The following is a 24,396-nucleotide window of genomic DNA, read 5'->3' as shown; positions in this document are numbered from 1 at the left end:
GGGCCTTAGACAAGTCCGATCCTCCCAGCTCAAGGGCACTTTTCTTATGTGAACGATCAGGCCGGCTCAAATTCGCCGTGAAAGCCGCAGGCTAGATCGCCACGCCCATCAGCCCCAAGCGCCCTTAATGCTCTCCCGGCAGCTTCACCGTCATCCAAAACAGGGTCCACGCTGCTGCCGGCGGCGCCATCCTGCTCACCACGCCCCTGCCACTGGCCCTCTGGTGGAACCGCCCCCGAACCGAACCACTGACGACATCCTGCAGTCGAACCGCCTCGGTGGGCCCCGCCAACTCGAGACCGTCCACGTCCGGTTCTGCGGCTTGGACCACACGACTGGATATGTCGGCATCGCCCGACGAATCAGCGGGCACAGCCGTCAGCAGACAATCTCCTCTGCGTTGGCCCCGCGGACGAGGCGGACGCGGGCTCTTTCACGTCACGGTCACGTCCTCACTGACGGACTCCCCCCAGCCCCGGCAGGTCTGTGGTTGATTAGGCGTTGCGGATCACACGGTACTTTCGCTGAGACAAAGGCATTGGAGGAGTCGCAGACCCTGCTGTAGGAGCGCGGTGGCCGTATGGATGACATTCATGCTGTGAGCTGCGCGAACGCTGCACGCGGGCTGAGCCACTCGTAAATCATCCCGCGCATGTCCCGCATCAGTTGGGTGCGGCCGTGTCAGTGAACCATTGGACGGCGCTGCACGCACAGTAGCCCGGACAGCGGCCGCCCGTTGTCTACTTCGCTGAGCTGGGGTGACGTCCCTCCGCCCGCCGCGCGCGCCGCCGCCCGCCGCCTCCTTCGCTCATTCGATACGGCGGGAAGACAACATGCCTGCCCACTGCCATTGGCATCGAGATAACGTGTCACGGTCGTGGTTTACACGATTTCGGCGTTTCGCGAGCCCCCGGACGGTCGGCTATCTGCCCAATTTTGTCGCACCCCCGCTGTACGCTGGGCGCCCTCGGCATCTCGGCCAAGATCAGGGGCGTCTACCGGCCGTTGCCCGGGTTGAACGTTGCGTGGAGACAGGGGAAGGTATGGGCGTCGACGAGGCATTCGACGATTTCCAGAAGACGGTCGATGCCGACCGGGATCAGGTGACACTGGCGCGCGACCGGCGTGACACCTTCAAGAAGGCATTCGGCGCCGAGAGGGGCGTGACGGAGGTCTTCGGCTCGGGGTCGCTGCGCCGCAGCACACAGCTGAAGCCCGTGCACGACGTTGACCTCGTGATCGTTTACGACCAGGAGGATCACCCTTCCTGGGGCCAGCCGGGAGACTCCGCCGAGGATGCACTCGATTACGTTCGCCAGCGAGTCAATGTCCTGCTCGGGGGCACCAACGGAACGGTCGAGCAACTGGTTCGCCTGGCTCGTTGGCGCAACCACGCCGTCAAGTGCTTCATTGACCCTCCGGAGGATCCGGAGGCGTTCACCGTCGATACCATGCCTGCGCTGCGTCAGTCTGACGGAACATTGCTCATCCCAGAGGCGCTCAACAAGCAGTGGGTGGTCGCCGATCCGGAGGATCTGATCCGCCGGGTCGCGGAGCACCAGTCCGACTGGCAGTACTTTCGGCCGATGGTTCGCGTGCTCAAGCAGTGGCGACACTCGGTACCGGTCGAGGGGAAGATCAAGTCTCTGGTGATGGAGGTTCTCGCGCTGGAGTGCATGCCCCGCGCTGGCTCTCGCTCGGCAGCGCTCCGCGCCTTCTTCACCGCAGCTGCAGTGAGGGTGAACTGGGATCTAGCCGATCCTGCGGGGCATTGTGGCCTGATACAGCCGGACTTGGACAGGGCGGGTCTGCGCACCGCGCTGGAGGCGGCGTCCGAGACCGCGACGCGAGCGTGCGAGGCCGCCGCCAACGGCGATACCGACGACGCGTTGCGCGCCTGGCAGGAGATCTTCGGCTCCACATTCCCGGCACCCGAGGGGAAGAAGGCCAGCCCTTGGGGCACCGGCCCGGCGCTGATCACTCCGCGCCCGGTCAAGGACGCCCCGCAAGGTTGAACGCGGGCATGCAGGACAGTCGGGAGAACACCGTCCGGGTGACGTGGTGGCAGTGCGAGCCCCGCCGAATGGCCCGTGATCGGGCTGAAATCAGCGAGCGGTTTCCCGGTTTGGAATGGTACGGCCGGGGAGCGGGCGCGTGGGTGGGGTGGCTGCCCCGATGGCCCTTCGTTCGCCCTGAACCCTCCCGGCTGGTCGACCTAATCGGTTTTGATGGCCTGAAGGTCGCGGTTGAGTATGGGCACGCGTACCCAATGGTGCCGCCGCTGATCCGTCCGCTTGAGCCCGAACCCGGGCTCTTGGAGCGTACTGACCACAAGTGGCATGTCATGGGCGACGGCAGCCTGTGCCTGCTGCAGGATGACGCCACGTGGACCGGCCGGGACTCCGTCGTTGATCTGTTGCTTAAGGCGGCAGGCTGGCGGGTGGAGTACGCGCTCATGAAGGCGGACGTTATCGAGGCGATGACCCTGCGCGGCATCGTCGATGACGACCAGTTCGACCGCCTCGTCGCTCTCGCTGCTGACACTGGCACCTCCACCGTCGACGAGCCGCCCGACGCGGTCGAGGACGGGGTGTCGGGGTGAACCGATTGATCGTCCTGGTACCTCGCGAGGCCGCCGGCATCATCCGCGACGGCGGGGGCTGGGGACACGTCACTGTCAAGGTCTCCGATGCCGAGAACGCCGGCTATGTGCGGGCTGTCTCGGTCAAGCGCGAGATGCGCCTGCCGGTCACGCTCGCTCCCAAGACGCACTTCCTGAACTCCGGCGAGGACCGCCCAGCTGGTTTCTGGTATTGGGTGAGACCGGAATTACATGTCCTGTGGGCGGATCTTCAGCGGCGCCAATCGGCGCTAACGGTGGAGGGGTTCGCCGGCTTCGTTCCTTCTGGGTTCAAGGTCGCCGGTGGTGGCGCCCCGTACATCGCGATCACGTACGCGCCCGATGTGGAGTCCGCTTTCCCCGGCGCTGGAGTCGCCGATCTCGTCGCGTGGCATGTGTCGGCGGACGGTGTTGAACCGGTTGACGTCGAGTGCGAGCCCGAGGTTGTCGGCAACGCGCAACTTGCCGCGCGGTGGCCGGTCGACCTGCTGGCTGCGACCACGGTCATAGTCGTCGGCGTCGGCAGTATCGGTGGGGCCACGGTGCATGCCCTCGCTAGCTACGGGATTGGTCGGCTGCTACTCGTCGATCCGGACCGGCTGCGCTGGCACAATCTCGTACGGCATGTCTGCGGTCCGGCTCACGTCGGGAAGATGAAGGTCTCCGCTCTGAGGGACGACCTGCGACTGTTGCGCCCCGATACCAATGTCGAAGCGTATCCGCTCGATGTCGTCGCCGAGGCTGACCAGATCCGTCCGCTGCTCAGCCGCACAGATCTCGTCGTGTGCGCTGCTGATGCGGTCGCCTCACGCCGGGTGGTTAGCCACCTGGCTCGACGTGCGGGCCGTGACGCGGTCCTCGCCTGCGTTCTTGAGGACGGAGGCCTCGGTGAGGTATTGCGATTGCGGCCATGGAGGGACCGCGGCTGCCTCGTTTGCCAACGTCAGGCACTCGCGGCGGCGGGCGCGATCGATCCAGAGCCGAACCTCGATGCCGGCTATGGAACCGGCACTCGGCACCGGGCGATGACCGCCGTAGGTGGTGACCTCCACCTCGTTGGCCAACTCGCAGCGAAGATTTCGGTCGCGACCGTCCTGGAGCGTGGCGGGCACCCGGACCAGCGACTGCCCGGCGAACACTCCCTCCTAGCCCTGCGCCCGCAGCCTGGCTGGGCGCCGCCGTTCGACCTCTCCCGGGCCGGTGAGATCCGGTGGCTGGGCGTGAGCGCCCCGTTGCCCGACTGCCCCACTTGCGAGGACCCATGACCGCCTTCGCCGGTGGAATCCGGCGCGTGCAACTGTGCCGACCCGCTGCGGCCACCATCCTTCGTGAGGCCTCCGAGTCGCGTGACGGTCGCGAGACCGGCGGCATCCTGCTGGGTCATGTGCGCGCCGACGGGACAGTCGAGGTTCGCTGTGCCGGTGGCCCCGGGCCTGTGGCCGTTCGGCAGCCAAGGTTCTTCCTCCGAGACCTCGATCACGCCTGGTGCATTGCTGAAGAGGCCTTCGCCCGGGACGGCAGCACATGGATTGGCGAGTGGCACACTCATCCCACCACTGCGCCGATGCCCAGCGACCGTGACCTTTACACCTACGTCCGACTGCTCGCCGACCCCGACCTCCACTTCGAGGTCGTCCTCTCAATCATTGTCGTCGGGCAGGGCGACTGGAGCGACCCGGTCGCATGCGCTTGGGCCTGCTATCCCAACCGTGCCGAGGGCGTACCCCTCGTCGTTGACCGCCCATGTGCCGTGGCAGGGACGCCACTTATGGAGGAAAACCCATGACTGAACCCAAACCAGCCGCAGGGCCGCCCTCCCGCAGCGGCGTGCGCAGGTTCGGCGACCGCTACCAGGACTTGATCGCCTGGTCTGCGGCGATGCGGGTTATCCAGCGCGGCAGCCCGTTCGATCAGTTGGGGATCGAGGTCAACGGCACCGGGAACGTCGACGACGTGATTCTCCGATCGTGCCGGGGCCGGCACCACTACATCCAGGTGAAGTGGACGACCCGCCCGGCCGACGTGGTCGACAATGAGTACCTGACCAACATGCCGAAGAACGGCAAGTCGGTGCTGCAGAAGTTCTACGCCAGTTGGAAACTGCTGTTGCGCCGCGACGACCAGCCGCCGATCATGGAGCTGGTCACCAACCGAAGCCTGGACCGCGCCGACCCCCTGCTAAGTCTGATCGATGGGCGGAGCGACCTGCTCAACCCCGCTGCACGTGACGCCTCGCCTGCCTCCCCTGCCGGTCAGCGGATCAACGAATGGGCGCTGCATCTGGAGTGCGACCGTGACGATGTTCTGGCGATGCTGGACTCGCTGCTGTTCAAGACCGGCCTGACCGTCAGCGGCGAGGAGGATCGCGCACAAACGCTGATGCTGGCCAACGGTCTACTTGGTGACGCCGACGCCCTCGCGCGCGGTATTAGTGCCGTCACCGACTGGGTACTTGACGGTCGCCGAGTTCTAAGTAGTGACGACATCACCAAGGAGGTCGAGCGTATGCGTCTACACGCCGACGATCCCCGGGCAGTCCTACTGGTGCAGGCCATCAACCGCGACCCTCACCCCGACGACGCCACCATCGCCCTCGACTGGGTCGACCTCTACGAGGGCGATTCCCCATCCACCCGCCGCTGCCCTCGCGACCCGGGCGATTGGGCAACCATGAGCCACGACATCGACCGGGCCGTGAGCAGCATTACCGCACAAGGATTCACCGACATCGTGGTGCGTGGCGCCATGCGGCAGGCCACCTTCTTTACCGTCGGCGCCCGGCTCGCCCAGGTCACCGGTACCACCATCTCCTACGTGCAGCACGGCACCCCCTGGCCCTCGAACGCGCCCCGCGTCCCCGTCCCCGCACCCGAGGTGTCGATAACAACCGTCGACGCAGGGCACGAACTCGCCGTCGCCGTGGGCATGGCGGTCAACCCCACCCTCGCCGTTACCCGCTTCATTAACGCCGTCAACCTGCCGGTACAGATACTTCTCACTCTCATGCCAGCCGAAGGCGCTCACGACCAGTCAGTTGCTGGTCCTGGGGAGGCCGTCGCCTACGCCCAAGCACTACGCAACGCCGTCCGCGAGCAACTCGAATCCACGTCCGCCGACCGAGTTCACCTTTTCCTCGCAGGCCCTGGCGGCCTGGCTCTACTCCTCGGACACCGATGGAACCGGGTCGCTCCGACAGTGGTGTACGAAGACCTCGGCCCCGGACGCGGATACGTCGCCGCGTTCACGGTCGCCGCCTAGCTAGAGCAACACGGATCCCCGTACCTCATCGGTTTCACGGCGGGAACCTTCGTAGCGGCGGTAGGTGTCGAGGTGGTCGTCGAGGTAGGAGCTCTTCCCATCGAGGATGATTTCGGTCTCGGTGAGTGCCGCGGCCAGGCGGGCGTCGTCGCCGTACAGCGCTCTTTGCTTGCCGCTCAGGGTCGGTCGTATCCAGCGGTCGATGACGCCGCGGGCGGTGCGCAGCCACGAGGCGCGTTTAGACGCGGTGCTGACCTGCTCGCGGAGTGCTCTTTTCCATCAGCCGGGCGAGCGCAACTTGGGCGCTGACGACACCTGTCGATCATCAGCTGCTGCAGGACGCGGCCAACGTCGACGGTGCCGTTCCCTTTCGGTCGTTCGTGTTGGCGGGGATTCCAGTCGCGTCCACGTCGGTGATGTCCTTGTGCGACCGAAGTGGATGGACGAATGCGATCAGGATCGACATGATCAGCAACGGTGTAGATTCAGCAAACGTGGGCGAGGAGGGGCTTCCCGTCTGGTATTCCGGGGTTGTGTTGTGAGTCGACGGGGAGAGGGGCGACGTGACCACGGGGAAGAGATTGCTGAGCCCGGTGTTCGAACGCCTACTCGCGATGGGGTTCGCACACCTGACGCCGAACCCGGTAACGATATTGATAGGGGATCCAGGTTGGAGCGAGGATCCGCTCGATGTACCTGAGGCGTGGTCAGTCATCCGGGAGTTGTCAGCGGAACTTTTGAGCGCCAGGACCAGTGACCTCCTTGAGGAGGGCCCGATTCTCCTCATGCCGCCATGGGAACGCCAAACAAACAGCTCATCAGTAAGAGACTCCTCATTAGCAAAGAGGGTCCGCCGTCGAGTCTTCTACGCGTACGAGGACGTGTTACGCGCCTGCAGGCCCGCGGGCGCTGATAGCGTGATGGCTGTCTTGACCCCCATGGAGCTGTGGAATTCGGATGCCCCATGGGCAGCTAGCCTCAGGCATGATCTGGGGGAACACTGGGACGTACACCTCGTACTCTACAGCTCCGGGGTGATCCCGGGGATCCATCACAGCGTTGCGATTGCCGCCGCCCTTCTGCGAGGCAAGAGCGTGCACCGTCCGCCTCTCAAGATTTTCCAGGCTCGGCGCGAGGAAGATGAATCGGCCGTCGAGAAGGACTTCCAGACGCTGTTGACCCGAGGAGGCGGGCGTACCCGGTACGGGTATGTCCTTCGCGATCTGCCGCCTCCGACAGAGAGTCTGGATTTCGACCGCCACGACCCTGTCGTGTTGCAGCAGCGTGCCGATTTGGCTGGCTTCGGCGGCCTGTGTGCTCTGGGCGATCTGTGCGTTACGGTCCCACGTATCCACAGGGCAGCTGATGCGCAGCTGATCAGCTCCGAAGAGAAACCTGGTACGGTCCGACTGGTGACGGGGCGCGACATTCAACGCGATGGCACTATCGCGTCGCCCGCCGATGAGGTCTGTTGGGTAGAGGCCGAGCCCGAGTACCTGCTCAAACCGGGCGATCTGGTCATCCGTGAGGTCTACGGCCACGGAGACCCGCACAGCTTGATTGTCGCTGTGGTGACAGAGCAGGATCTTCCAGCAGTCGCGTCCAATACGATCGTTGTGCTGCGCCCCCGCGCCGACGTTGATCAGCAACAGATTCGCTTTGCTGTCATGTTCCTGCGTACGCCGCTGGCCCGTACGTTGGTTGGTAGATCTGGACACCATGTCACCGTCAGCAGGCTGGCGGCTCTTCCAGTTCCTCAGCCCGACGAGGCTTTGACACAGGCATTCGATGATCTGAACGCGGCCAGGTTGCAGCTTGAGGAGTGGCAGAAGGAAGCGGATTCTCTCCTGGAATCTGTGTTCACGTATGAGACGGCGGCTCAGGCCCGCTCAAAGATCATCGAGCAGGGCCGTGCGCTGCGGTTGCGCGTGGATGCGGCAGCCCTTCTCGACGACCTGGGGCATACAGTGCGCACACGCTTTCCCTACCCGGTTGCCTATCGGTGGCGTGAGACCGAAGCCCGGATGAGCGCGCGAGATCTAGAAGCCGCCTACAGCGCCGTGCTCGATACGGCAGAGATCCTTCTCTGCTACACCGCCCAGGTCGCCCTCGCACTCGGCCGGGAGGCCGGAATCAGCTTTGGCGCAGTAACAGCGATCCGGGAGAAACTCGCCGGCGGTCGCAGCGGTCCCGGCTTCGGTGACTGGGCAGCAGTGCTGCACGAGGCCGCCTCCAGCCGTCAACTCCGCAGTCTGCCCGCCGAACACCCACTCCACGACATCCGCGGCCTTCTGGCAAGCCAGGAGGCCGCCGACGCACGCCAGCGCCTGAATGACCGCCGGAACGACCAGGCCCACCTGCGGCGCATCGACCCCATCGACCTGCCTGCTGCTCTCCAGGGTGCCTTCGCTGAGCTGACCATCCTGGTAGAGCGGGCCCGTTTCCTCGCTGACTACTCTCTACTGCATATCACCGACGTGCGCTGGGATACGCTGCAGAAGACGGCTCAGGTGCATTACCGCGAACTGATGGGAGATCACCCAGTCGTCCCAACCAGATCTATGGTCTTACCCCGCAACGACCTGGAATCCGGCAGCTTGTACTTGCGTGATTCCGATCATCGACTTCATCTACTGCGGCCCTTCCTGGTAGGACAGGATTGTCCAGTCTGTCGGGCTTGGTCCACATTCCACGTTGATCGCGTCCCCAAGACTGGTGTGCTCATCAAGAGCCTCGAACATGGGCATGTCGTTCGGGAGGTCTCGCAAGGCACGACCGCGGTGCTGGCGAGTGTTGGTCTGCTGTGATAGCTGGGGCGCGCGAGGCCGAAACCTCGGCCCTAATCTTTGCTGTGATCGGGGTGCTTGATGCCATCGCGCGACAGGTTGGTGTGGCCAAGTCGCTTGCGTACAGGCGTAACGGTCGGTAATCGAGCCGTGATAACAAGGAGGATGCAGGGGTGGGAATGCCTCGCTCCACGGCCTTATGACCATTAGAGTGCTCCTCCACGAGTTTTCGAAGATCGCAGAATACGGGCGGGATGGACGTCTTCAAGGTTCACGAGCAGCTGATCGCAGACTACGCTGCGTTCACGGCCGGATTTACGGAGATCGAAGACGAGCGGATCAAGAAGCATGTGCGCGACAGGCTCGCCGCCGGGGATCAGTGGCCTGACCCTTACCTGGCGTTGAATCCGAACTTTGAGCCCGGTGGATCAGTCAACGATCTCGTTCAGCAACATCTCCTCGTCGCGGAATGTGAGCGTATCTTCCGCGTTGGTAAGTCCGGCGACTCCGCGGGCCAGGTTCTCAACCTTCACCGGCATCAGCGCGAGGCAGTGGAAATCGCCAGGTCCGGGGCGAGTTATGTGCTGACCACGGGCACTGGGTCCGGCAAGAGTTTGAGCTACATCGTGCCTATCGTGGACTGGATCCTGCGACAAAAGGCCGAGGGCGTCTACCAGCCAGGCGTGAAAGCGATCATCGTTTACCCGATGAACGCACTGGCCAATAGCCAGGTTCATGAGCTCGACAAGTTTCTCAAGGAGGGGTACGGCCCTGGCCGTGAACCGGTCACGTTCCGCCGCTATACCGGCCAAGAGAAGATGGACGAGCGGCGGCAGATCCTCGCCGATCCGCCAGACATCCTGCTGACCAACTACGTCATGCTCGATCTGGTGCTCACCCGGCCGGGCGAGCGGGACAGTCTGATCACTGCTGCACGCGGTTTGCGTTGGCTGGTCCTAGATGAGCTGCACACCTACCGTGGCCGGCAGGGCGCTGACGTCGCGATGCTTGTCCGACGAGTGCGTGAAGCCTGCGAGGCGGCCGAGATCCAGTGCGTCGGAACGTCCGCGACGATCACCACCGAGGGTAGCGAGCACTCCCGGCGTGCCAAGGTGGCCGAAACAGCTAGCCGGCTGTTCGGTGTTCCAGTCTCCCGCGCGCACGTCATTGGCGAGACCTTGGAACGTGTTACTATCGCGGATCCAACTCACGTAACCCGGCTCAAGTTGCCCGAGCCCGAGTATGGATCCTTCATCGCGGATCCGCTCGCTGCCTGGGTGGAGGCGCAGTTTGGCGTCGTGACTGACCAGGAGACTGGCAAGCTTGTTCGCCCTCCGCGACCGCGAACTGTTGCGGAAGCAGCCGCCGAGCTGGCGGAGTTGGTCAATGAAGATCCCGAGGATTGCGCCATCGCGATTCAGGAGATTCTCAAACTCGGCGCCTCGATCCCGCATCTTCGCACGCAACGTCCGGTGTTCGCCTTCCGGCTGCACCAGTTCCTCTCCAAAGGCGATGACGTCTACCTCAGCATCGAATCCGAGGCTGACCGGTACATCACCAGCCGGTACCAGACCGTCGTGCCAGAGCCGGGCAGGGAGGATCACATCCTCGTTCCCGCCTCTTTCTGCCGGGAGTGCGGCCAGGAGTATCTGACCGTCCGAAAGGTCGACGAGCGCTTCACGTCACGGCTTGACAGTGACACCACGGGCGACGAGAAGGATGGCTACCTTTACATCTCGACGGACTTCCCCTGGCCTGACACGGTCGAGGTCGCCATCGATGACCAGCGGGTGCCGGAGTCATGGGTGGAGACCCGGAAGGACGGCTCACCCGGGGTGATCTCGGCTAAACAGAAGTACCTGCCGAAGGTTGTCACGGTGGCGCCCAACGGCCACATCGCTGAGGAGGGGACGCGAGCCGCCTACATCGCCGCTCCATTCACCTTCTGCTTGGCCTGCCGTACCTCCTATGAGCAGGTGCGCGGTAGCGACTTCGCCAAGCTGGGGTCGCTGGCGGTGGAGGGGCGCAGCTCGGCCACCAGCGTGATCAGTTCGACGGTGGTCCGGACTCTGCGTGAAGACGCGAACCTCGAAAGGCCTGAGCGCAAGCTGCTGGCGTTCACCGACAACAGGCAGGATGCCAGCCTCCAGGCCGGTCATTTCAATGACTTCGTTCAAGTCGTCCAGCTTCGTGGTGCCCTCTATCGGGCTCTGCAGGACTGTCCGGATGGGCTGACCCACGAGGTGATCGCGCAGAAGGTAACCGAGTCGCTCAATCTGAGCTTCTCGGACTTCGCTCAAAAGCCTGAGGCCCGATTCTCGGCTGAGCGCAACACCTGGAAGGCGCTCCGCCAGCTGGTCAATTACCGGCTCTACCTTGATCTGGAGCGTGGCTGGCGAATCACCATGCCCAATCTGGAGCAAACCGGATTGCTCACGGTGGATTACCTCGATCTTCCGGAGATCGCCGCAGCTCAGGATCTGTGGGATGGCGTCCATTATGCGCTTCGCGATGACGCGCCGGAGCTGCGTGAGGAGCTGCTGCGGACCTTGCTGGACGAGCTGCGCCGCGTGCTGGCGATCGACGTCGACTGCCTTACCGAGCCGGGGTTCGTCCAGATCAAGGAAGAGAGTCGGCATTACCTGAAGGACCCGTGGGCGATGGAGCCAACGGAGAATGTCGTGTATGCCCCGATCGCCTACCCGCGAGCCGGAAGTCATGGCGGGTTGCGCTCCAGCAAGGACTTGTATCTCACCGGATTCGGCGCGTACGGCAAGTATCTGCTCCGCGAACACTCCGGGCTGACCCGTGACGATGCGCACGCGATGATTCGTGACATGCTCGCAGTGACCGAGCGCTGCGGTCTGCTCACCATGGACAGGGATGGCTATCAGCTGAAGGCATCCGCACTGGTGTGGCGGCTCGGTGACGGCAAGGCCGGTGCAGTGGACCGCATCAGAAAGCACGTCGCCACCGAAAAAGGCCCGCGGATCAATCCGTTCTTCCAACGCCTCTACACAGATAAGGCGGCTCAGCTCGCGGGTCTCCAAGCCCGTGAGCACACCGCCCAGGTGATGAACGAGGTTCGCGCCCAGCGCGAGGAGCAGTTCCGCGCAGGCGATCTACAGGTGCTCTACTGCTCACCCACGATGGAACTGGGCATTGACATCGCCAGCCTGAACGCGGTCGCACTACGGAACGTGCCGCCAACCCCGGCCAACTACGCCCAGCGGGCCGGTAGAGCGGGCCGGTCGGGGCAGCCGGCGCTGGTCGTGACGTACTGCGCTTCCGGATATGCCCACGACCAGTACTACTTCCGTCATCGCGATCAGATGGTGGCAGGGTCGGTAGCCGCGCCGCGACTGGACCTCACCAACGAGGACCTAATCAGTTCACACGTCAACGCGATCTGGCTTGCTGAGATTCAGCTGCCGTTGGACAGTTCGATCTCGCAGATTCTCGACGTCGATCAGCCCGGCTTCCCGTTGCTGCCAGACGTTGCTGCGGCAGCCGCGAACCCGCAGGCCCAGCTCCGGGCCGCCGAGCGGGCCCGACACGTGCTGGCCGAAAGGGTCAGAGAACTGAAGATCACCTCGTGGTGGCATGACGGCTGGATCGACCGGTCCGCCCAGGATGCTCCGGCGGCGTTCAACGCCGCCTTCGATCGCTGGCGCGACCTGTACCGGACGGCGCAGGCCGAACGGGAGGAACAGCACCGCATCATCGGCGACCATTCCACAAGCAAGGGGGCCCGGGAAGGGGCCATCATCCGCCGCCGTGAGGCAGAAAACCAGCTGAAGCTGCTCAGGAACGAGGACTCCGAAGACTTCCAGACCGACTTCTACTCCTACCGATACTTGGCATCGGAGGGGTTCCTCCCCGGTTACTCCTTCCCGCGGCTTCCGCTGCGCGCGTACATCGCCGCCCGCAAAGGAAAGAGCACCGAAGTCGAGTTCATCCATCGTCCCCGCTTCATCGCGATCCGCGAGTTCGGACCCGACGCCCTCATCTATCACGAAGGCTCCCGGTATCAGGTCAAGGAAGTGCAGCTCGCACCCAACGAGCAGGGTGGCGGCGGGCTGGACACCCGATCTGCACGGCGCTGCGAGTTCTGCGGCTATCTGCACGAGGCGGTCGTCGGCACCGACGTCTGCGACTCGTGCAATGGACTACTCGGCAAGACCATGAACCGGCTGCTGCGGCTGCAGACCGTCAAGACGGTTCGACGCGACCGGATCTCCTCAGACGAGGAGGAGCGCCGCCGGGCCGGCTACGACCTGGTCACCTCCTACCGCTTCAACGACCACGGCGTACGGCCCGGCCGCCTGGATGCCAAAGCAGTGCGGGATGCAGCACCGCTCCTGGAACTCACCTACGGAGACACCTCCACAGTCCGCGTCACCAACATGGGACGCAAGAGGCACGCGAGCGACGGCTTCTGGATCAACGTGCAGACCGGGCGCTGGCTGTCGGAGAAGGACGCTCTCACCCCTGACCTGCATCGCCTGGATGACGCCTCGCTCGTTCAAACCAAGCAGCAAGTCATTCCCTACGTCGAGGATCGAAGGAACATCCTGGTGACTCGGATGCTCGGCTCCGTAAGCCACGAGGCCGCGATCAGTTTCATGTATGCGCTGGAGCGGGGCATCGAGGCCGAGTTCCAGTTGGAGGACGGCGAGCTCACCAGCGAACTGCTACCTGACGAAGCACACCGCGGCCGGGCACTGTTCATCGAGAGTTCTGAAGGTGGCGCGGGCGTGCTACGGCGACTGGTCATGGAGCCCGACGCACTCGCACGGGCCGCACGGAAAGCACTCGAGATCGCCCACTTCGACGTCGCCACCGGCGAGGACACGGGTGGGGCCGTCAACAACGAGCGCTGCGCCAAGGCATGTTACGACTGCCTGCTTTCCTTCGGCAACCAGGCCCACCACGATCTGATCGATCGTCACCTCGCCCGGGATCTGCTGCTCGCGTTGTCGCTCTCGGACGTGCCCGAGCCGCCGGTGGCTTCCCCTCAGGACATCTGGGAGCCCGTACGCTACGCCGCCGAACTCAACGATCCGGTGCACGCCTTTGTCTCCTGGTTGGAGGAGTGGGAATACCGGGCTCCGGATGAGCTGAGTGTGGACCTCGGGGTAGCCATCCCAGAGATGGTCTATCCGGGCCAGGTCGCCGTGTTCGTCGACGGCCCGGACAACGGCGCCTCACCCGGCAGGGATGAGGAGGCCGAGGACGAACTCCGCGAACTCGGCTGGAGTGTCGTACGCGTTCCCTATCGTGGGGACTATGCGCAGATCGTGAAGAAATATCCGAGCGTCTTCGGGACCAGTCGCAGGGAGCCGCGTTGACCACTGTCTTCAGCCCGGGAACGCTTGTGAGCGCCCGCAACCGCGACTGGGTGGTGCTTCCGGGCTCCAGCGACACGTTTCTGGTGGTCCGTCCGCTCGGCGGTGGAGACGACGAGGTCGCCGGCATCCTGACCCAGGTTGAGGAGGTTGCACAGGCCACCTTTCCGCCGCCAAGTGCCGACGACGCCGGCAACGCGGTCAGCGCCGGCCTGCTGCGTACGGCCTTGCAGATCGGGTTCCGCGCGACGGCGGGGCCGTTCCGGTCGCTCGCGGGGCTGGCCGTGGAACCCCGGCCATACCAACTGGTCCCGCTGCTGATGGCGTTGCGGCAGGAGACGGTCCGGCTGTTGATCGCCGATGACGTCGGCATCGGCAAGACCATCGAGGCGTCGCTGATCGCGGCCGAACTCCTCGCCCAGGGCAGCGTGACAGGGCTGACCGTGCTGTGCAGTCCTGCCTTGGCCGAACAGTGGCAGGAAGAACTCGCGACGAAGTTTCGCATCGACGCCGAGTTGGTGCTGCCGAGCACGGTCAAGCGGCTGCAGCGCAACATCGTCGACGACGATCAGTCGATCTTCGACTTCTACAAGCACACCGTGGTCTCCACGGATTTCATCAAGTCTCCGAGCCGGATGAAGGAGTTCATCACCTCCTGCCGCGACTTGGTGATCGTGGATGAGGCGCACACCTGCGTCGCGGACGGCACCTCCACCGGCGGTCGGACCAGGCGCTACAACCTGATCCGTGAACTGGCCGAAAATCGCGATCGGCATCTCATCCTCGTGACGGCCACTCCGCACAGTGGCAAGGATGAGGGATTCCGCAACCTCATCGGCCTGCTCGATCCCGAGTTGCCGGCGCTGAACCTCGACGACGCCAAGGGCCGTGAACGGCTCGCCCGCCACATGGTCCAGCGACGTCGGGGTGACATCAAGGACTATCTCAATGAGGACACCAAGTTCCCCCAGCGGCGTGAGACGCGGGAGGAGCGCTACTACCTGACTGACGACTACCGCAAACTCCTGCGCCAGGTCCTCGCCTACGCGCGGGAGACCGTTCGCGACGTCTCGCGCGGGCAGTTGCGGCAGCGGGTCCGCTACTGGTCGGTGCTGGCGCTGATGCGAGCGCTCGCCTCCTCGCCCAACGCGGCGGCGGCGACGTTGCGGACGCGTGCGGAGGGAGCGGGTAAGGAAACCCCGGAGGAGGCGGACCGGATCGGCCGTTCGACGGTGCTGGACACCGACGATGACGAGGCTGCCGGGTCCGTCGATGTGATCCCCGGCGCCGACGACCTCGATGAAGACGATCAGAGCGAGCGCGCCAGGCTGCTGCGTTTCGCCAAGGCGGCCGACGCCCTGGCCGGGAGGCAGGACGCCAAACTGGCCAAGGTCGGCGACGTCGTGGAAGCGCTGCTGGCCGACGGGTTCGACCCGATCGTGTTCTGTCGGTTCATCGACACTGCCGAATACGTCGCCGCGCACCTGCGCGAGCGCCTGAGCGGAGCGGCGGAGGTCGCCTGCGTCACCGGCACGCTCCCGCCCAGCGAACGGGAGGCGCGGATCGACGAGCTTCGCGCGGTGGAGGGGCGCCACGTGCTCGTGGCCACCGACTGCCTGTCCGAGGGGGTCAACCTTCAAGATGCCTTCCAGGCGGTCGTCCATTACGACCTCGCGTGGAACCCCACCCGCCATGAGCAACGCGAAGGCCGGGTCGACCGGTTCGGCCAGGCTGCCGAGATCGTCCGGGCGGTGACGATTCTCGGTGCCGACAATCTCATCGACGAGATCGTCATGCGGGTCCTGATCCGCAAGCACGAGGAGATCAGGAAGAGCCTCGGCGTCAGCGTGCCCGTGCCGAACTTCTCCAACCAGCTCGTTGAAGCGCTGATGGAGGAACTGCTCACCTCCAATACCGACAGCTGGGAGCAACTCCCGCTGGAGGGTTTCAGCGCGACGAATCTGCACACCGAGTGGGAGAACTCGGCCGAGCGGGAGCGCCGCTCCCGTACCAAGTTCGCCCAAGCCGGCATCAAGCCAGATGAGGTAGCCAGGGAGCTGGCGGAAGTCCGGGCCAGCCTCGGCTCACCCACAGAGATCGACGGTTTTGTCCGCGAGGCCCTCGACGCGCTCGGCTCTTCACTCGTCGAGGCCGCAGACGGTTTCACGGCCGTAACGGCTACTCTTCCCCTTGGTCTGCGCGATGCGCTGCCTCCAGGTCAGGCGCAGCCACTGCCGTTCCACCGTGACCTGCCGGTTCCTCGCCGACACGCGCATCTGGACCGCACCGACGCCAGCGTCGGAGCGATCGCCCGCTACGTGCTCGACAGCGCGCTAGATGCGAAGACTCCGGGCCCGCGGCCGGCCCGCAGATGCGGCGTGATGAGAACGAGCGCCGTGCAGCGGCGGACGACCCTGCTGCTCACCCGGTTCCGGATGCATCTGACCCTGCCCGGCCACGACGGCGCCCGCCCTCTCGTGGCCGAAGAGGCGCGCGTACTGGCTTTTCGCGGGCGCCCGGACAATTCTGAGTGGCTCCCTGCGGAAGAGGTCGACGCGCTCCTGAAGGCGACGCCCGGCGGCAACATCGCGCCCGACCTGGCCCGTGACGATCTCGACCGGTTGCTCGCTCCCGGCGATGACAGCCTGCCGAAACTCCTCTCACAACTGCGCCCCGCCCTGGACGCCGAAGCTGACGCCATGGCCGAACGGCTTCGCGACTCGCATCGCCGCGTCCGCGAGGCATCCCGCCAAAGTGGCCTCAGCAAGATCCAGGTTGCCGCCAACAAGCCGGTTGATCTGCTTGGCGTTTACGTCTACCTGCCGGTGGTGTCCCGATGAGCAGATCCCCCTACCCCTCTCTCCGTACGGCCGGCGGCCTGCTCTCCGCCGACCTGTTCGAACGGGTCATGGACGCCCGGCAAGGCGAGAACGCACTGCCGGGGCGCGAACCAGAGACCTACGGGCTGCTGCCACACGAGAACGTCCGCGAGGCGGCGGCCCGCGCATTCGACTACCTCAAGAACGCCTGGGCCCAGTTCACCAAGGAACGAGAGCGTGCCCGGGAGGAGGGGCGTTCCCCACGTGCCCGCGACCGGTGGCTGATCCCGCTGCTGCGACAGCTCGACTACGGGGTGCTCCACCCGGCCGGCGGGATCACCGTCGAGGACGTCACCTACCCGGTCAGCCATCGCTTCGAGCAGGTGCCCATCCATCTGGTCGGCTGGAATGTCGACCTCGACCACCGCACCGCCCGCGTCAACACCCAGGCGCCGCAGTCGATGGTGCAGGAGTTGCTGAATCGGAGCGACGACCACCTGTGGGCAGTGCTTTCCAACGGCAGCAAGCTGCGGCTCCTCCGCGACACTCGTTCGCTGGCTGGCTCCGCCTATGTCGAGTTCGACCTTGAGCTGATCTTCGAGGAGCAGCTCTTCGCCGACTTCGTGCTGCTCTACCGGCTAGTGCACGCCACGCGGCTCGCCGTACCTGAAGACAAGACGCCTGCGGATTGCTGGCTGGAGCGCTGGCGAGCCGATGCCGTCCAGGCTGGCGATCGCGTGCTCGCACGGTTGAAGAAGGGTGTCCAGGAGGCCATAAATACCCTGGGCACCGGCTTTCTCCGTCATTCGGCAAACGATCGGCTCCGGAAGCACCTGGAGGGCCGCAGCACGATGGCCGGGCTCGGCATCGGGACCCAGGAGAAGGTGCACCGGCTCAGCAAAGAGGATTACAACCGCGCCCTGCTCCGGCTGGTGTACCGGATGCTGTTCTGGTTCATCGCCGAAGATCGTGACGTGCTGCTCCTGCCGATTCCGGAAGAGGAGGAGTTGGTTGAGGAGCGCAAGCAGATCATCGCCGCTCGAAAGCGTTACGCCGATTACTTCTCGGCCCACCGCTTGCGCGATCGGGCGATCCGTGGCGGCGCGGATCATCACGATGACCTGTGGGAAGCCGTTCAGCTCGTGATGCGTGGTCTCGGAGAGGAGGGGGGCCGACCCGAGCTGGCCGTTCCGGGCCTCGGCGGACTGTTCGAGCGGATCATCGAACTACCCGACGGCACCCGGCTGGACCGAAGCCTCCCCGACGAGTTGGACGCGCCCCTGGAAGGGATGCGGATCGACAACACCCACCTGCTGAAGGCCATTCGGCACCTCGCCGTCGTCGACACGGGCATCCAGCGCAGGCCGGCCAACTTCCGCGAACTCGGCTCGGAGGAACTGGGCAGCGTCTATGAGTGGCTGCTGGAGTTCCACGTCGATCTTGATACCGCTGACCGGACGTTCACGCTCTGGAAAGCGGATGGCAGCGCCCGGAAGACCACCGGCTCGTACTACACACCTACGTCGCTGCGGGAGGCGTTGCTCGACAGTACGCTCGATCCGGTCCTGGACCAAGCGGCCGGGTCCGCCGACACCGTCGAGGGCAAGGTTGAGGCGCTGCTGAGTGTGACCGTCTGCGACCCTGCCTGTGGGTCCGGGGCTTTCCTCGTGGCTGCTGCCCACCGGATCGCCCGCCGTATCGCCCAGATCCGCTCCGGTGAGGACGAGCCGTCTCCGACTCGGGTGCGGCATGCCATGCGCGAGGTGGTCTCCCGCTGCATCTACGGAGTCGACCTCAACGAAATGGCCGTAGAGCTCGCCAAGGTGTCGCTCTGGATCGAATCGGTCGAGCCCGGCAAACCGCTGGCGTTCCTGGACACCAACATCCGGGTCGGCAACTCGCTGCTGGGCGCCACCCCGGCGCTCATCGACCTCGGCATCCCGAAGGAGGCCTTCAAGGCCATCGAGGGCGATGACAAGAAGGTGGCCGCCGCGGTGGCCAAGGAGAGCGAGACAGAGAAGACCCTCGCCAAGCGCGGAGAGTTCGCCGACACGCTCTTCGACCTTGATGAGGAGACGAACCGGGCGAACGATCGGCTCGCCAGAGACACACGAGCCATCGTCACCGCCTTGCCCGATGACCTGGTCGGCGCGGCCGTGCAGCGGCGGCGGCTGCGGCTGATCGACGCGGAACGGCTGCCTGCCAAGCGCGTCGCTGATGCCTGGTGCACTGCCTTCGTTCAGGAGCTCACCCCCGAGACCAGGACCAGCGCGATCACTCAGTCAACGCTGGACTGGATCGGCGGCGAGCAGTCCGATGACCGCCGGAGGCGGGTTGCCGCTCGGGTGAGCGAGCTGGCCAAGGCTTACCGGTTCTTCCACTGGCATGTGGAGTTCCCGCACCTGTTTCGTGTCTCCGACGGCGGGCCGGTGGACGGGAAGACCGGCTGGGTGGGCGGTTTCACCTGCGTCATCGGCAACCCGCCATGGGAACGGGTGAAGATCCAGGAGAAGGAGTTCTTCGCCTCCCGCGACGAGGACATCGCCAATGCCAAGAACGCCGCCGCGCGGAAGAAGGCGATCGCCGCGCTCGCGGACAGCGAGGAAGAAGCCGACCGTGCCCTGTACGCCGAGTTCGTGGGCGAGCTACGTCAGGCAGAAGGTCAGACGCTGTTTCTGCGCGAATCCGGCCGCTACCCGCTGACCGGACGCGGCGACATCAACACCTACGCCGTCTTCGCAGAGACCGGACGCACGGCCATCGCCGGTGACGGACGGGTCGGGATGGTGCTACCCACCGGCATCGCCACCGACGCGACCACACAGTTCTTCTTCAAGGACCTGGTGGAGACCAAGACCCTCGCCTCGCTCTACGACTTCGAGAACGAGGAGAAGCTCTTCGAGAACGTCCACCATTCCTTCCGCTTCTGCCTGTGGAGCGGAACGGGGTGGCGAGCGCCGCAGCGCAGAATCCATCTGGCGTTCCGGCTCCGGCAGGTCCCGCAGATCGCGGACCGCCGCTTCACCCTCACGCCCGGGGACATCACCCTCCTCAACCCGAACACGGGCACCCTGCCCGTCTTCGACTTCAAGCGCAACGCCGAGATCACCGTCGGCATTTACCGGCGGGTCCCCATCCTCTGGCGCGACTCCGCCGGTGGTGGGGAGGGGATCAACCCGTGGGAACTGTCGTTCCTGGCCATGCTGCACATGGCCAACGACTCAACCCTGTTCCGGCCCAGCGCCGCCGACGGGGAGACCCTGGAGGAGATGCTCGACGACGGCTGGGAATTCGACGGCAACGCCCTCGTACGCGACGGCGAGCGACTGGTGCCGTTGTATGAGGCAAAGATGCTGCACCACTTTGACGATCGGTTCGGCACCTACGAGGGCCAGACCGAGGCCCAGGCCAACGTCGGCACTCTTCCCCGTCCCTCGGCTGCGCAGAAGGACGATCCAGGTTATGTGACGATTCCGCGGTACTGGGTGCCTGCTAAGGAGGTCAAGGCTCGGCTCCGTCCATCCGAGGGGACGCGGAACAGCCGCCGTGCTCTCGACTGGGACCGAGACTGGATCTTCGGATGGCGCAAAGTATGCCGCTCTTCGGACACCCGAACGGTGATTGCGTCGGCGTTCCCTCTTGCCGGTTACGGGGACTCGGGCTACATCGCCACTTTCGGAGCGGGAGCACCTTGTCTGGCCGTCGCGAATCTCAGTGCCTACGTGTTGGACTTTGTGCTGCGGCAAAAAATGGCCGGCACCAACTTGAACTACTTCCTAATTCGGCAGCTCCCCGTGCTGCCGCCCTCGGCGTACGAGGAAACGTGCCCCTGGGACTCCGATGAGCGCCTCAACAAGTGGGTGCGGCTCCGGGTGCTCGAGTTGGCCTACACCTCCTACGCGATGGAGCCCTTCGCGCGCGACCACTTCGATGACGGCCCGCCATACCGCTGGGACGATGAGCGCCGTTTCTGGCTCCGGGCCGAGTTGGACGCCGCCTACTTCCACCTGTACGGCGTCGCTCGCGACGACGTCGACTACATCCTGGACACCTTCCGCGCCTTCAGGAACACCCGGCCGGAGGAGTTCGCCCGAACCAAGAAGGCCATCCTGGAGATCTACGACGCGATGAGCGCCGCGATCAGCTCTGGCCAGCCTTTCCAGACGATCCTTAACCCCCCGCCCGGCGAGGGCTCGCGTCATCCCGGGCGCGAGCGCGAGGAGATCACAGAGCATGCCTGACGATCTGCGCTATGGCCTCATTCTTCGCACCGCGATGGAAATACTTCGCGACCGGGCAGTTCCGATTCCTCCAGCAGAGGTGTATGAGGAGTACGCGCGCAGGTTCACGCCGAACGACGACGAGAGCAAGCTGATCAAGAGTGGGGAGCCCCGCTGGCAGGCGATCCGCGGCTTCGTCACTGGTGATGCGGTCAACGTCGGCTGGATGAGCAAGCGGGGCGGCTGGAGCCTCACCGAGGCCGGGCACGCGGCGCTTGAGGAGTACCCCACAGATGAGGAGCTCGGCGCTGAGTGCGGTCGCCTCCTGAAAGAGATCAATAAGCGCCGCAGGAGCGCTTACGAATCTCTTGGCGGCGTCCATGATGTGATCGCGCGGGCGCTTGAGCTCGTTGGCCCAGGTACATGGACCAGTTTCGACGACATCGCCGAACTGGCAGGGACCACCAGTGAGGAAGTCGCGCACTTCTTGGCGGACGCCAAGGTCAAAATTCCCAACAGCCGACGTGTAATTAATTCGGACGGATCGCATCCATCGGACTGGATGGTGAACGCTAGTTTCCGTGGCACTGACCTGCTCGGGCGATTGGCGGCAGAGGGCGTTCAGCTCAACCCGGACAAGCGTGCCAGGCAGGAAGACCGTCTGACATCAGACGTACTTCGCGACCTTCTCGACGTCCATCAGGCGTCCGACGCTGTACTGGCGGGGCGACGGGCGTGGCTTATCCGAGGATCGTCGGTGGACGGGCGCGACCTGGTGCCGGTCTGGTTGCACAAGGGTTCTGCGTCGCTTGCGGCAACGACCCTTCGAGAGATCCCGATCCCCCTCTCCCGTGACGAGCTTAAGACAGTCGTCCAAGACGACTACCAGCACAAGTCGTACGCTGTCAGGGAAGCCAAGCTCGCCGAGTTCGACGCGTTCTGCAATCGCATGCGGCCGGGCGACTACGTGCTGACGACCACCCAGGGCAAGGCATACGTCGGCCTGATCGCCGGTAACGCCTCCTACGTCGCCTCCTCGGACCAACGGTCCAACCTCCGGCGAACCGTCGACTGGCTGAACGAAACCCAGCCGGTCCCCTTCGCGCACCTGCCGCAGCCGCTGCCCGCCAAGCTGCACAGTCAGTCCGACGTCGTCGAACTGACCGAGAACATCCCGGCGATCGAAGAATTGCTCGCGGCTCTGGACATCACGCTCGGCGAGACCGAGCCGGAGCCGGTCCGCGCCCTGGCCTTCCCCGAGATCGGCCAGGACCTCGCCGACGACATCCTCATCACCCGCGAGGACCTGCAACGCCTGGCCGACCTCCTGTGGGAGAACAAGCAGCTCATCCTGTACGGCCCGCCCGGCACGGGCAAGACGTTCCTCGCTCGCAAACTCGCCGGGCAGTTGGCCGAGCCGAGCGCGGTCAAGCTCGTCCAGTTCCACCCGTCCTACACCTATGAGGACTTCTTCGAAGGCTTCCGCCCGGTCCAGCGAACGGACGGCCAGCTCGCCTTCGATCTGCGCCCAGGCCCGTTCCGGCAGCTCGTCGAGGCCGCCCGGCAACACCCTTCGGACCCGTACATCCTCATCATCGACGAGATCAACCGGGCCAATCTGGCGAAGGTCTTCGGCGAGCTCTACTTCCTGCTGGAATATCGCGACGACGCGATCGGCCTCCTTTACTCAGCCGAGTCGGATTTCACGCTGCCACCCAACGTTTTCGTCATCGGCACCATGAACACCACCGACCGCTCGATCGCCCTCGTCGACGCGGCGATGCGGCGCCGGTTCCGCTTCATGGAGTTGCATCCGTCTCATGCTCCCATCCAGGGACTTCTCGATCGATGGCTCGCACGGCTGCGCAACGACGACGAGCTCGCCGTTCACAACGTGGACGCACCGAAGATCCTTGACGCGCTCAACACGCGCATCGAAGACCACGACCTCGCCATCGGCCCGTCCTACCTGATGAAGCCGAGCATCTACCAACGCGAGAGCGGCCTGGCCGAGGTGTGGGAGACTGCTATCCTCCCGCTCCTCGCCGAGCAGCATTACGGCAGCCCGCTCGCTGTTCTCGACCGCTATCGCCTGCCCGCCCTCCGGCAAGCCGTACGCCAAGCCGCCCCTGAAGCCGAGCCGGAACAGCACGCGTCGTGATGCGTCTGACGGTTGCCGAGAACGATCAGCTGGTCGCGCGCCTCGGCCGTGAGCAGGGACGACGGCTGGCGGACTCGGGTGTCCTTCAGGCGCGTCCTTCTCCCTTCGATGCCGGGCTGTGGGAGCTCACTCCGCAGGGGAAGGTTGGCGTGGCGCGGGTGGGCGACGTCGAGGTGTGGGTGACACCGAAGCTAGAGATCGACCGGCTGCTGTTTCTCGTCGGGTACGCAGCGGATCCGAAAGGATGGCGGGACGAGCTGGTTCATCTGGAGGTACGGGAGGGGCTGATCCCCGCCGTCGCCGATGCGTTGTGGCGGCAGACAGAGCGTGCGCTCCGACAAGGGCTGCTTCAGGGATATCGAACGGCCGAGGAGACCTCGTACGTGTTGCGCGGACGCCTCCGCGAGGCCGACCAGCTCCGTCGGCACCACGGTCGCCCTATCCCCATGGAGATCCGTCACGACGACTTCACCATCGACATCCCGGAGAACCAGATCCTGCTCGCGGCCATCACACGGCTGCTGAGGGTTCCTCGTGTCTCCGGAAGCTCACGTCGGAGGCTGGCTGCCCTCCGGGTCCGCCTCGCGGGCGTCACCAGCCTGATTCTCGGGGCGCGCCTGCCGAGTTGGCAGCCGACGCGGCTGAATGCCCGGTACCATGCCGCCCTCCGGCTCGCAGAGATCGTGTGGCGGGCGACCTCACCCGAGCACGCTCCGGGCACGACGGTTGCCAGCGGGTTCCTCTTCGACCTGCCGAAGATCTTCGAAGACTTCGTGACCGTGGCGGTCTCGGAGGAACTGCATGACCGCTTCGGCGGGATTGTTTATCCGCAGTACCCCTGCCACCTGGACGAGGCATTGGCCGTACGGATGAAGCCCGATCTGGTGTGGGAACTGAGCGGTGTTCCCCGAGCCGTGGTCGACGCCAAGTACAAGCAGGAGAAGCCGGCCGGATACCCAGACGCCGATCTGTACCAGATGCTGGCCTACTGCACGGCCCTCGGGCTGCCTCGTGGACACCTGATCTACGCCAAGGGGAACGGATCAGGTGTCTCACACGTCGTAAGGCATGCGGGCATCGAGATCATCTGCCATGCGCTCAACCTCGCTTCGGGACCCGAGGCCATACTTTCGCACATCAGCAAGATCGTAAGTGAGCTCTGACAGGCGAGGAGGATCCGTGGC

At 64.8% G+C, this 24,396-nt stretch carries 12 protein-coding genes; all 12 read left to right on the top strand.

The window, feature by feature from the left end:
* The first annotated feature begins 1,043 nt into the window (after window positions 1–1,043).
* Window positions 1,044–2,015: a nucleotidyltransferase domain-containing protein gene (locus tag AB0J87_RS59555; protein ID WP_363984182.1), complete on the top strand. Its 972-nt coding sequence runs from the start codon at window positions 1,044–1,046 to the stop codon at window positions 2,013–2,015.
* An 8-nt stretch (window positions 2,016–2,023) separates the two neighbouring features.
* Complete coding sequence (locus AB0J87_RS59550; RefSeq protein ID WP_363984180.1) at window positions 2,024–2,602, top strand: hypothetical protein; 579 nt, start codon at window positions 2,024–2,026, stop codon at window positions 2,600–2,602.
* Window positions 2,599–3,885: a ThiF family adenylyltransferase gene (locus AB0J87_RS59545; RefSeq protein ID WP_363984178.1), complete on the top strand. Its 1,287-nt coding sequence runs from the start codon at window positions 2,599–2,601 to the stop codon at window positions 3,883–3,885. The genes AB0J87_RS59550 and AB0J87_RS59545 overlap by 4 nt, the downstream gene beginning before the upstream one ends.
* Complete coding sequence (locus AB0J87_RS59540; protein ID WP_363984176.1) at window positions 3,882–4,406, top strand: Mov34/MPN/PAD-1 family protein; 525 nt, start codon at window positions 3,882–3,884, stop codon at window positions 4,404–4,406. The genes AB0J87_RS59545 and AB0J87_RS59540 overlap by 4 nt, the downstream gene beginning before the upstream one ends.
* Window positions 4,403–5,878 (top strand): SAVED domain-containing protein, encoded by a 1,476-nt coding sequence (locus tag AB0J87_RS59535; protein ID WP_363984174.1) that lies wholly within the window; start codon window positions 4,403–4,405, stop codon window positions 5,876–5,878. Before AB0J87_RS59540 ends, AB0J87_RS59535 begins: the two co-directional genes overlap by 4 nt.
* A 266-nt stretch (window positions 5,879–6,144) precedes the next feature.
* On the top strand, window positions 6,145–6,420 hold the full coding sequence (locus tag AB0J87_RS59530; RefSeq protein ID WP_363984173.1) for a hypothetical protein: 276 nt from the start codon (window positions 6,145–6,147) through the stop codon (window positions 6,418–6,420).
* A gap of 492 nt (window positions 6,421–6,912) precedes the next feature.
* Entirely contained in the window at window positions 6,913–8,685 is a 1,773-nt protein-coding gene (locus AB0J87_RS59525) for a hypothetical protein (RefSeq protein ID WP_363984171.1), read from the top strand.
* A gap of 233 nt (window positions 8,686–8,918) precedes the next feature.
* A complete protein-coding gene (locus AB0J87_RS59520; RefSeq protein ID WP_363984169.1) occupies window positions 8,919–14,015 on the top strand; it encodes a DEAD/DEAH box helicase in 5,097 nt (1,698 codons plus the stop codon).
* Window positions 14,012–16,852 carry a helicase-related protein gene (locus AB0J87_RS59515; protein ID WP_363984167.1) on the top strand — a complete coding sequence of 947 codons (2,841 nt, stop codon included), beginning with the start codon at window positions 14,012–14,014 and terminating at the stop codon, window positions 16,850–16,852. Before AB0J87_RS59520 ends, AB0J87_RS59515 begins: the two co-directional genes overlap by 4 nt.
* The gene (locus tag AB0J87_RS59510; RefSeq protein WP_363984165.1) at window positions 16,849–21,072 is read left to right on the top strand and encodes a DNA methyltransferase; all 4,224 of its coding nucleotides are present in this window, start codon (window positions 16,849–16,851) and stop codon (window positions 21,070–21,072) included. Before AB0J87_RS59515 ends, AB0J87_RS59510 begins: the two co-directional genes overlap by 4 nt.
* Complete coding sequence (locus AB0J87_RS59505; RefSeq protein ID WP_363984163.1) at window positions 21,065–23,212, top strand: AAA family ATPase; 2,148 nt, start codon at window positions 21,065–21,067, stop codon at window positions 23,210–23,212. Before AB0J87_RS59510 ends, AB0J87_RS59505 begins: the two co-directional genes overlap by 8 nt.
* Window positions 23,212–24,375 carry a hypothetical protein gene (locus AB0J87_RS59500; RefSeq protein ID WP_363984188.1) on the top strand — a complete coding sequence of 388 codons (1,164 nt, stop codon included), beginning with the start codon at window positions 23,212–23,214 and terminating at the stop codon, window positions 24,373–24,375. The genes AB0J87_RS59505 and AB0J87_RS59500 overlap by 1 nt, the downstream gene beginning before the upstream one ends.
* The last annotated feature ends 21 nt before the right edge of the window (window positions 24,376–24,396 follow it).

This window comes from Nonomuraea sp. NPDC049625, from assembly GCF_040675285.1.
In the GTDB taxonomy this organism is placed as follows: domain Bacteria; phylum Actinomycetota; class Actinomycetes; order Streptosporangiales; family Streptosporangiaceae; genus Nonomuraea; species Nonomuraea angiospora_A.
Note: the sequence above shows the minus strand (reverse complement) of the source record. Positions and strands in the feature narration are given on the sequence as shown.

What these genes read in the sequence shown, in the direction of transcription:
- AB0J87_RS59540 (WP_363984176.1), top strand. Translation starts at nt 3,882, where the DNA reads ATGACCGCCTTCGCCGGTGGAATCCGGCGCGTGCAACTGTGCCGACCC.
- AB0J87_RS59550 (WP_363984180.1), top strand. Translation starts at nt 2,024, where the DNA reads ATGCAGGACAGTCGGGAGAACACCGTCCGGGTGACGTGGTGGCAGTGC.
- AB0J87_RS59555 (WP_363984182.1), top strand. Translation starts at nt 1,044, where the DNA reads ATGGGCGTCGACGAGGCATTCGACGATTTCCAGAAGACGGTCGATGCC.
- AB0J87_RS59520 (WP_363984169.1), top strand. Translation starts at nt 8,919, where the DNA reads ATGGACGTCTTCAAGGTTCACGAGCAGCTGATCGCAGACTACGCTGCG.
- AB0J87_RS59500 (WP_363984188.1), top strand. Translation starts at nt 23,212, where the DNA reads ATGCGTCTGACGGTTGCCGAGAACGATCAGCTGGTCGCGCGCCTCGGC.
- AB0J87_RS59510 (WP_363984165.1), top strand. Translation starts at nt 16,849, where the DNA reads ATGAGCAGATCCCCCTACCCCTCTCTCCGTACGGCCGGCGGCCTGCTC.
- AB0J87_RS59535 (WP_363984174.1), top strand. Translation starts at nt 4,403, where the DNA reads ATGACTGAACCCAAACCAGCCGCAGGGCCGCCCTCCCGCAGCGGCGTG.
- AB0J87_RS59505 (WP_363984163.1), top strand. Translation starts at nt 21,065, where the DNA reads ATGCCTGACGATCTGCGCTATGGCCTCATTCTTCGCACCGCGATGGAA.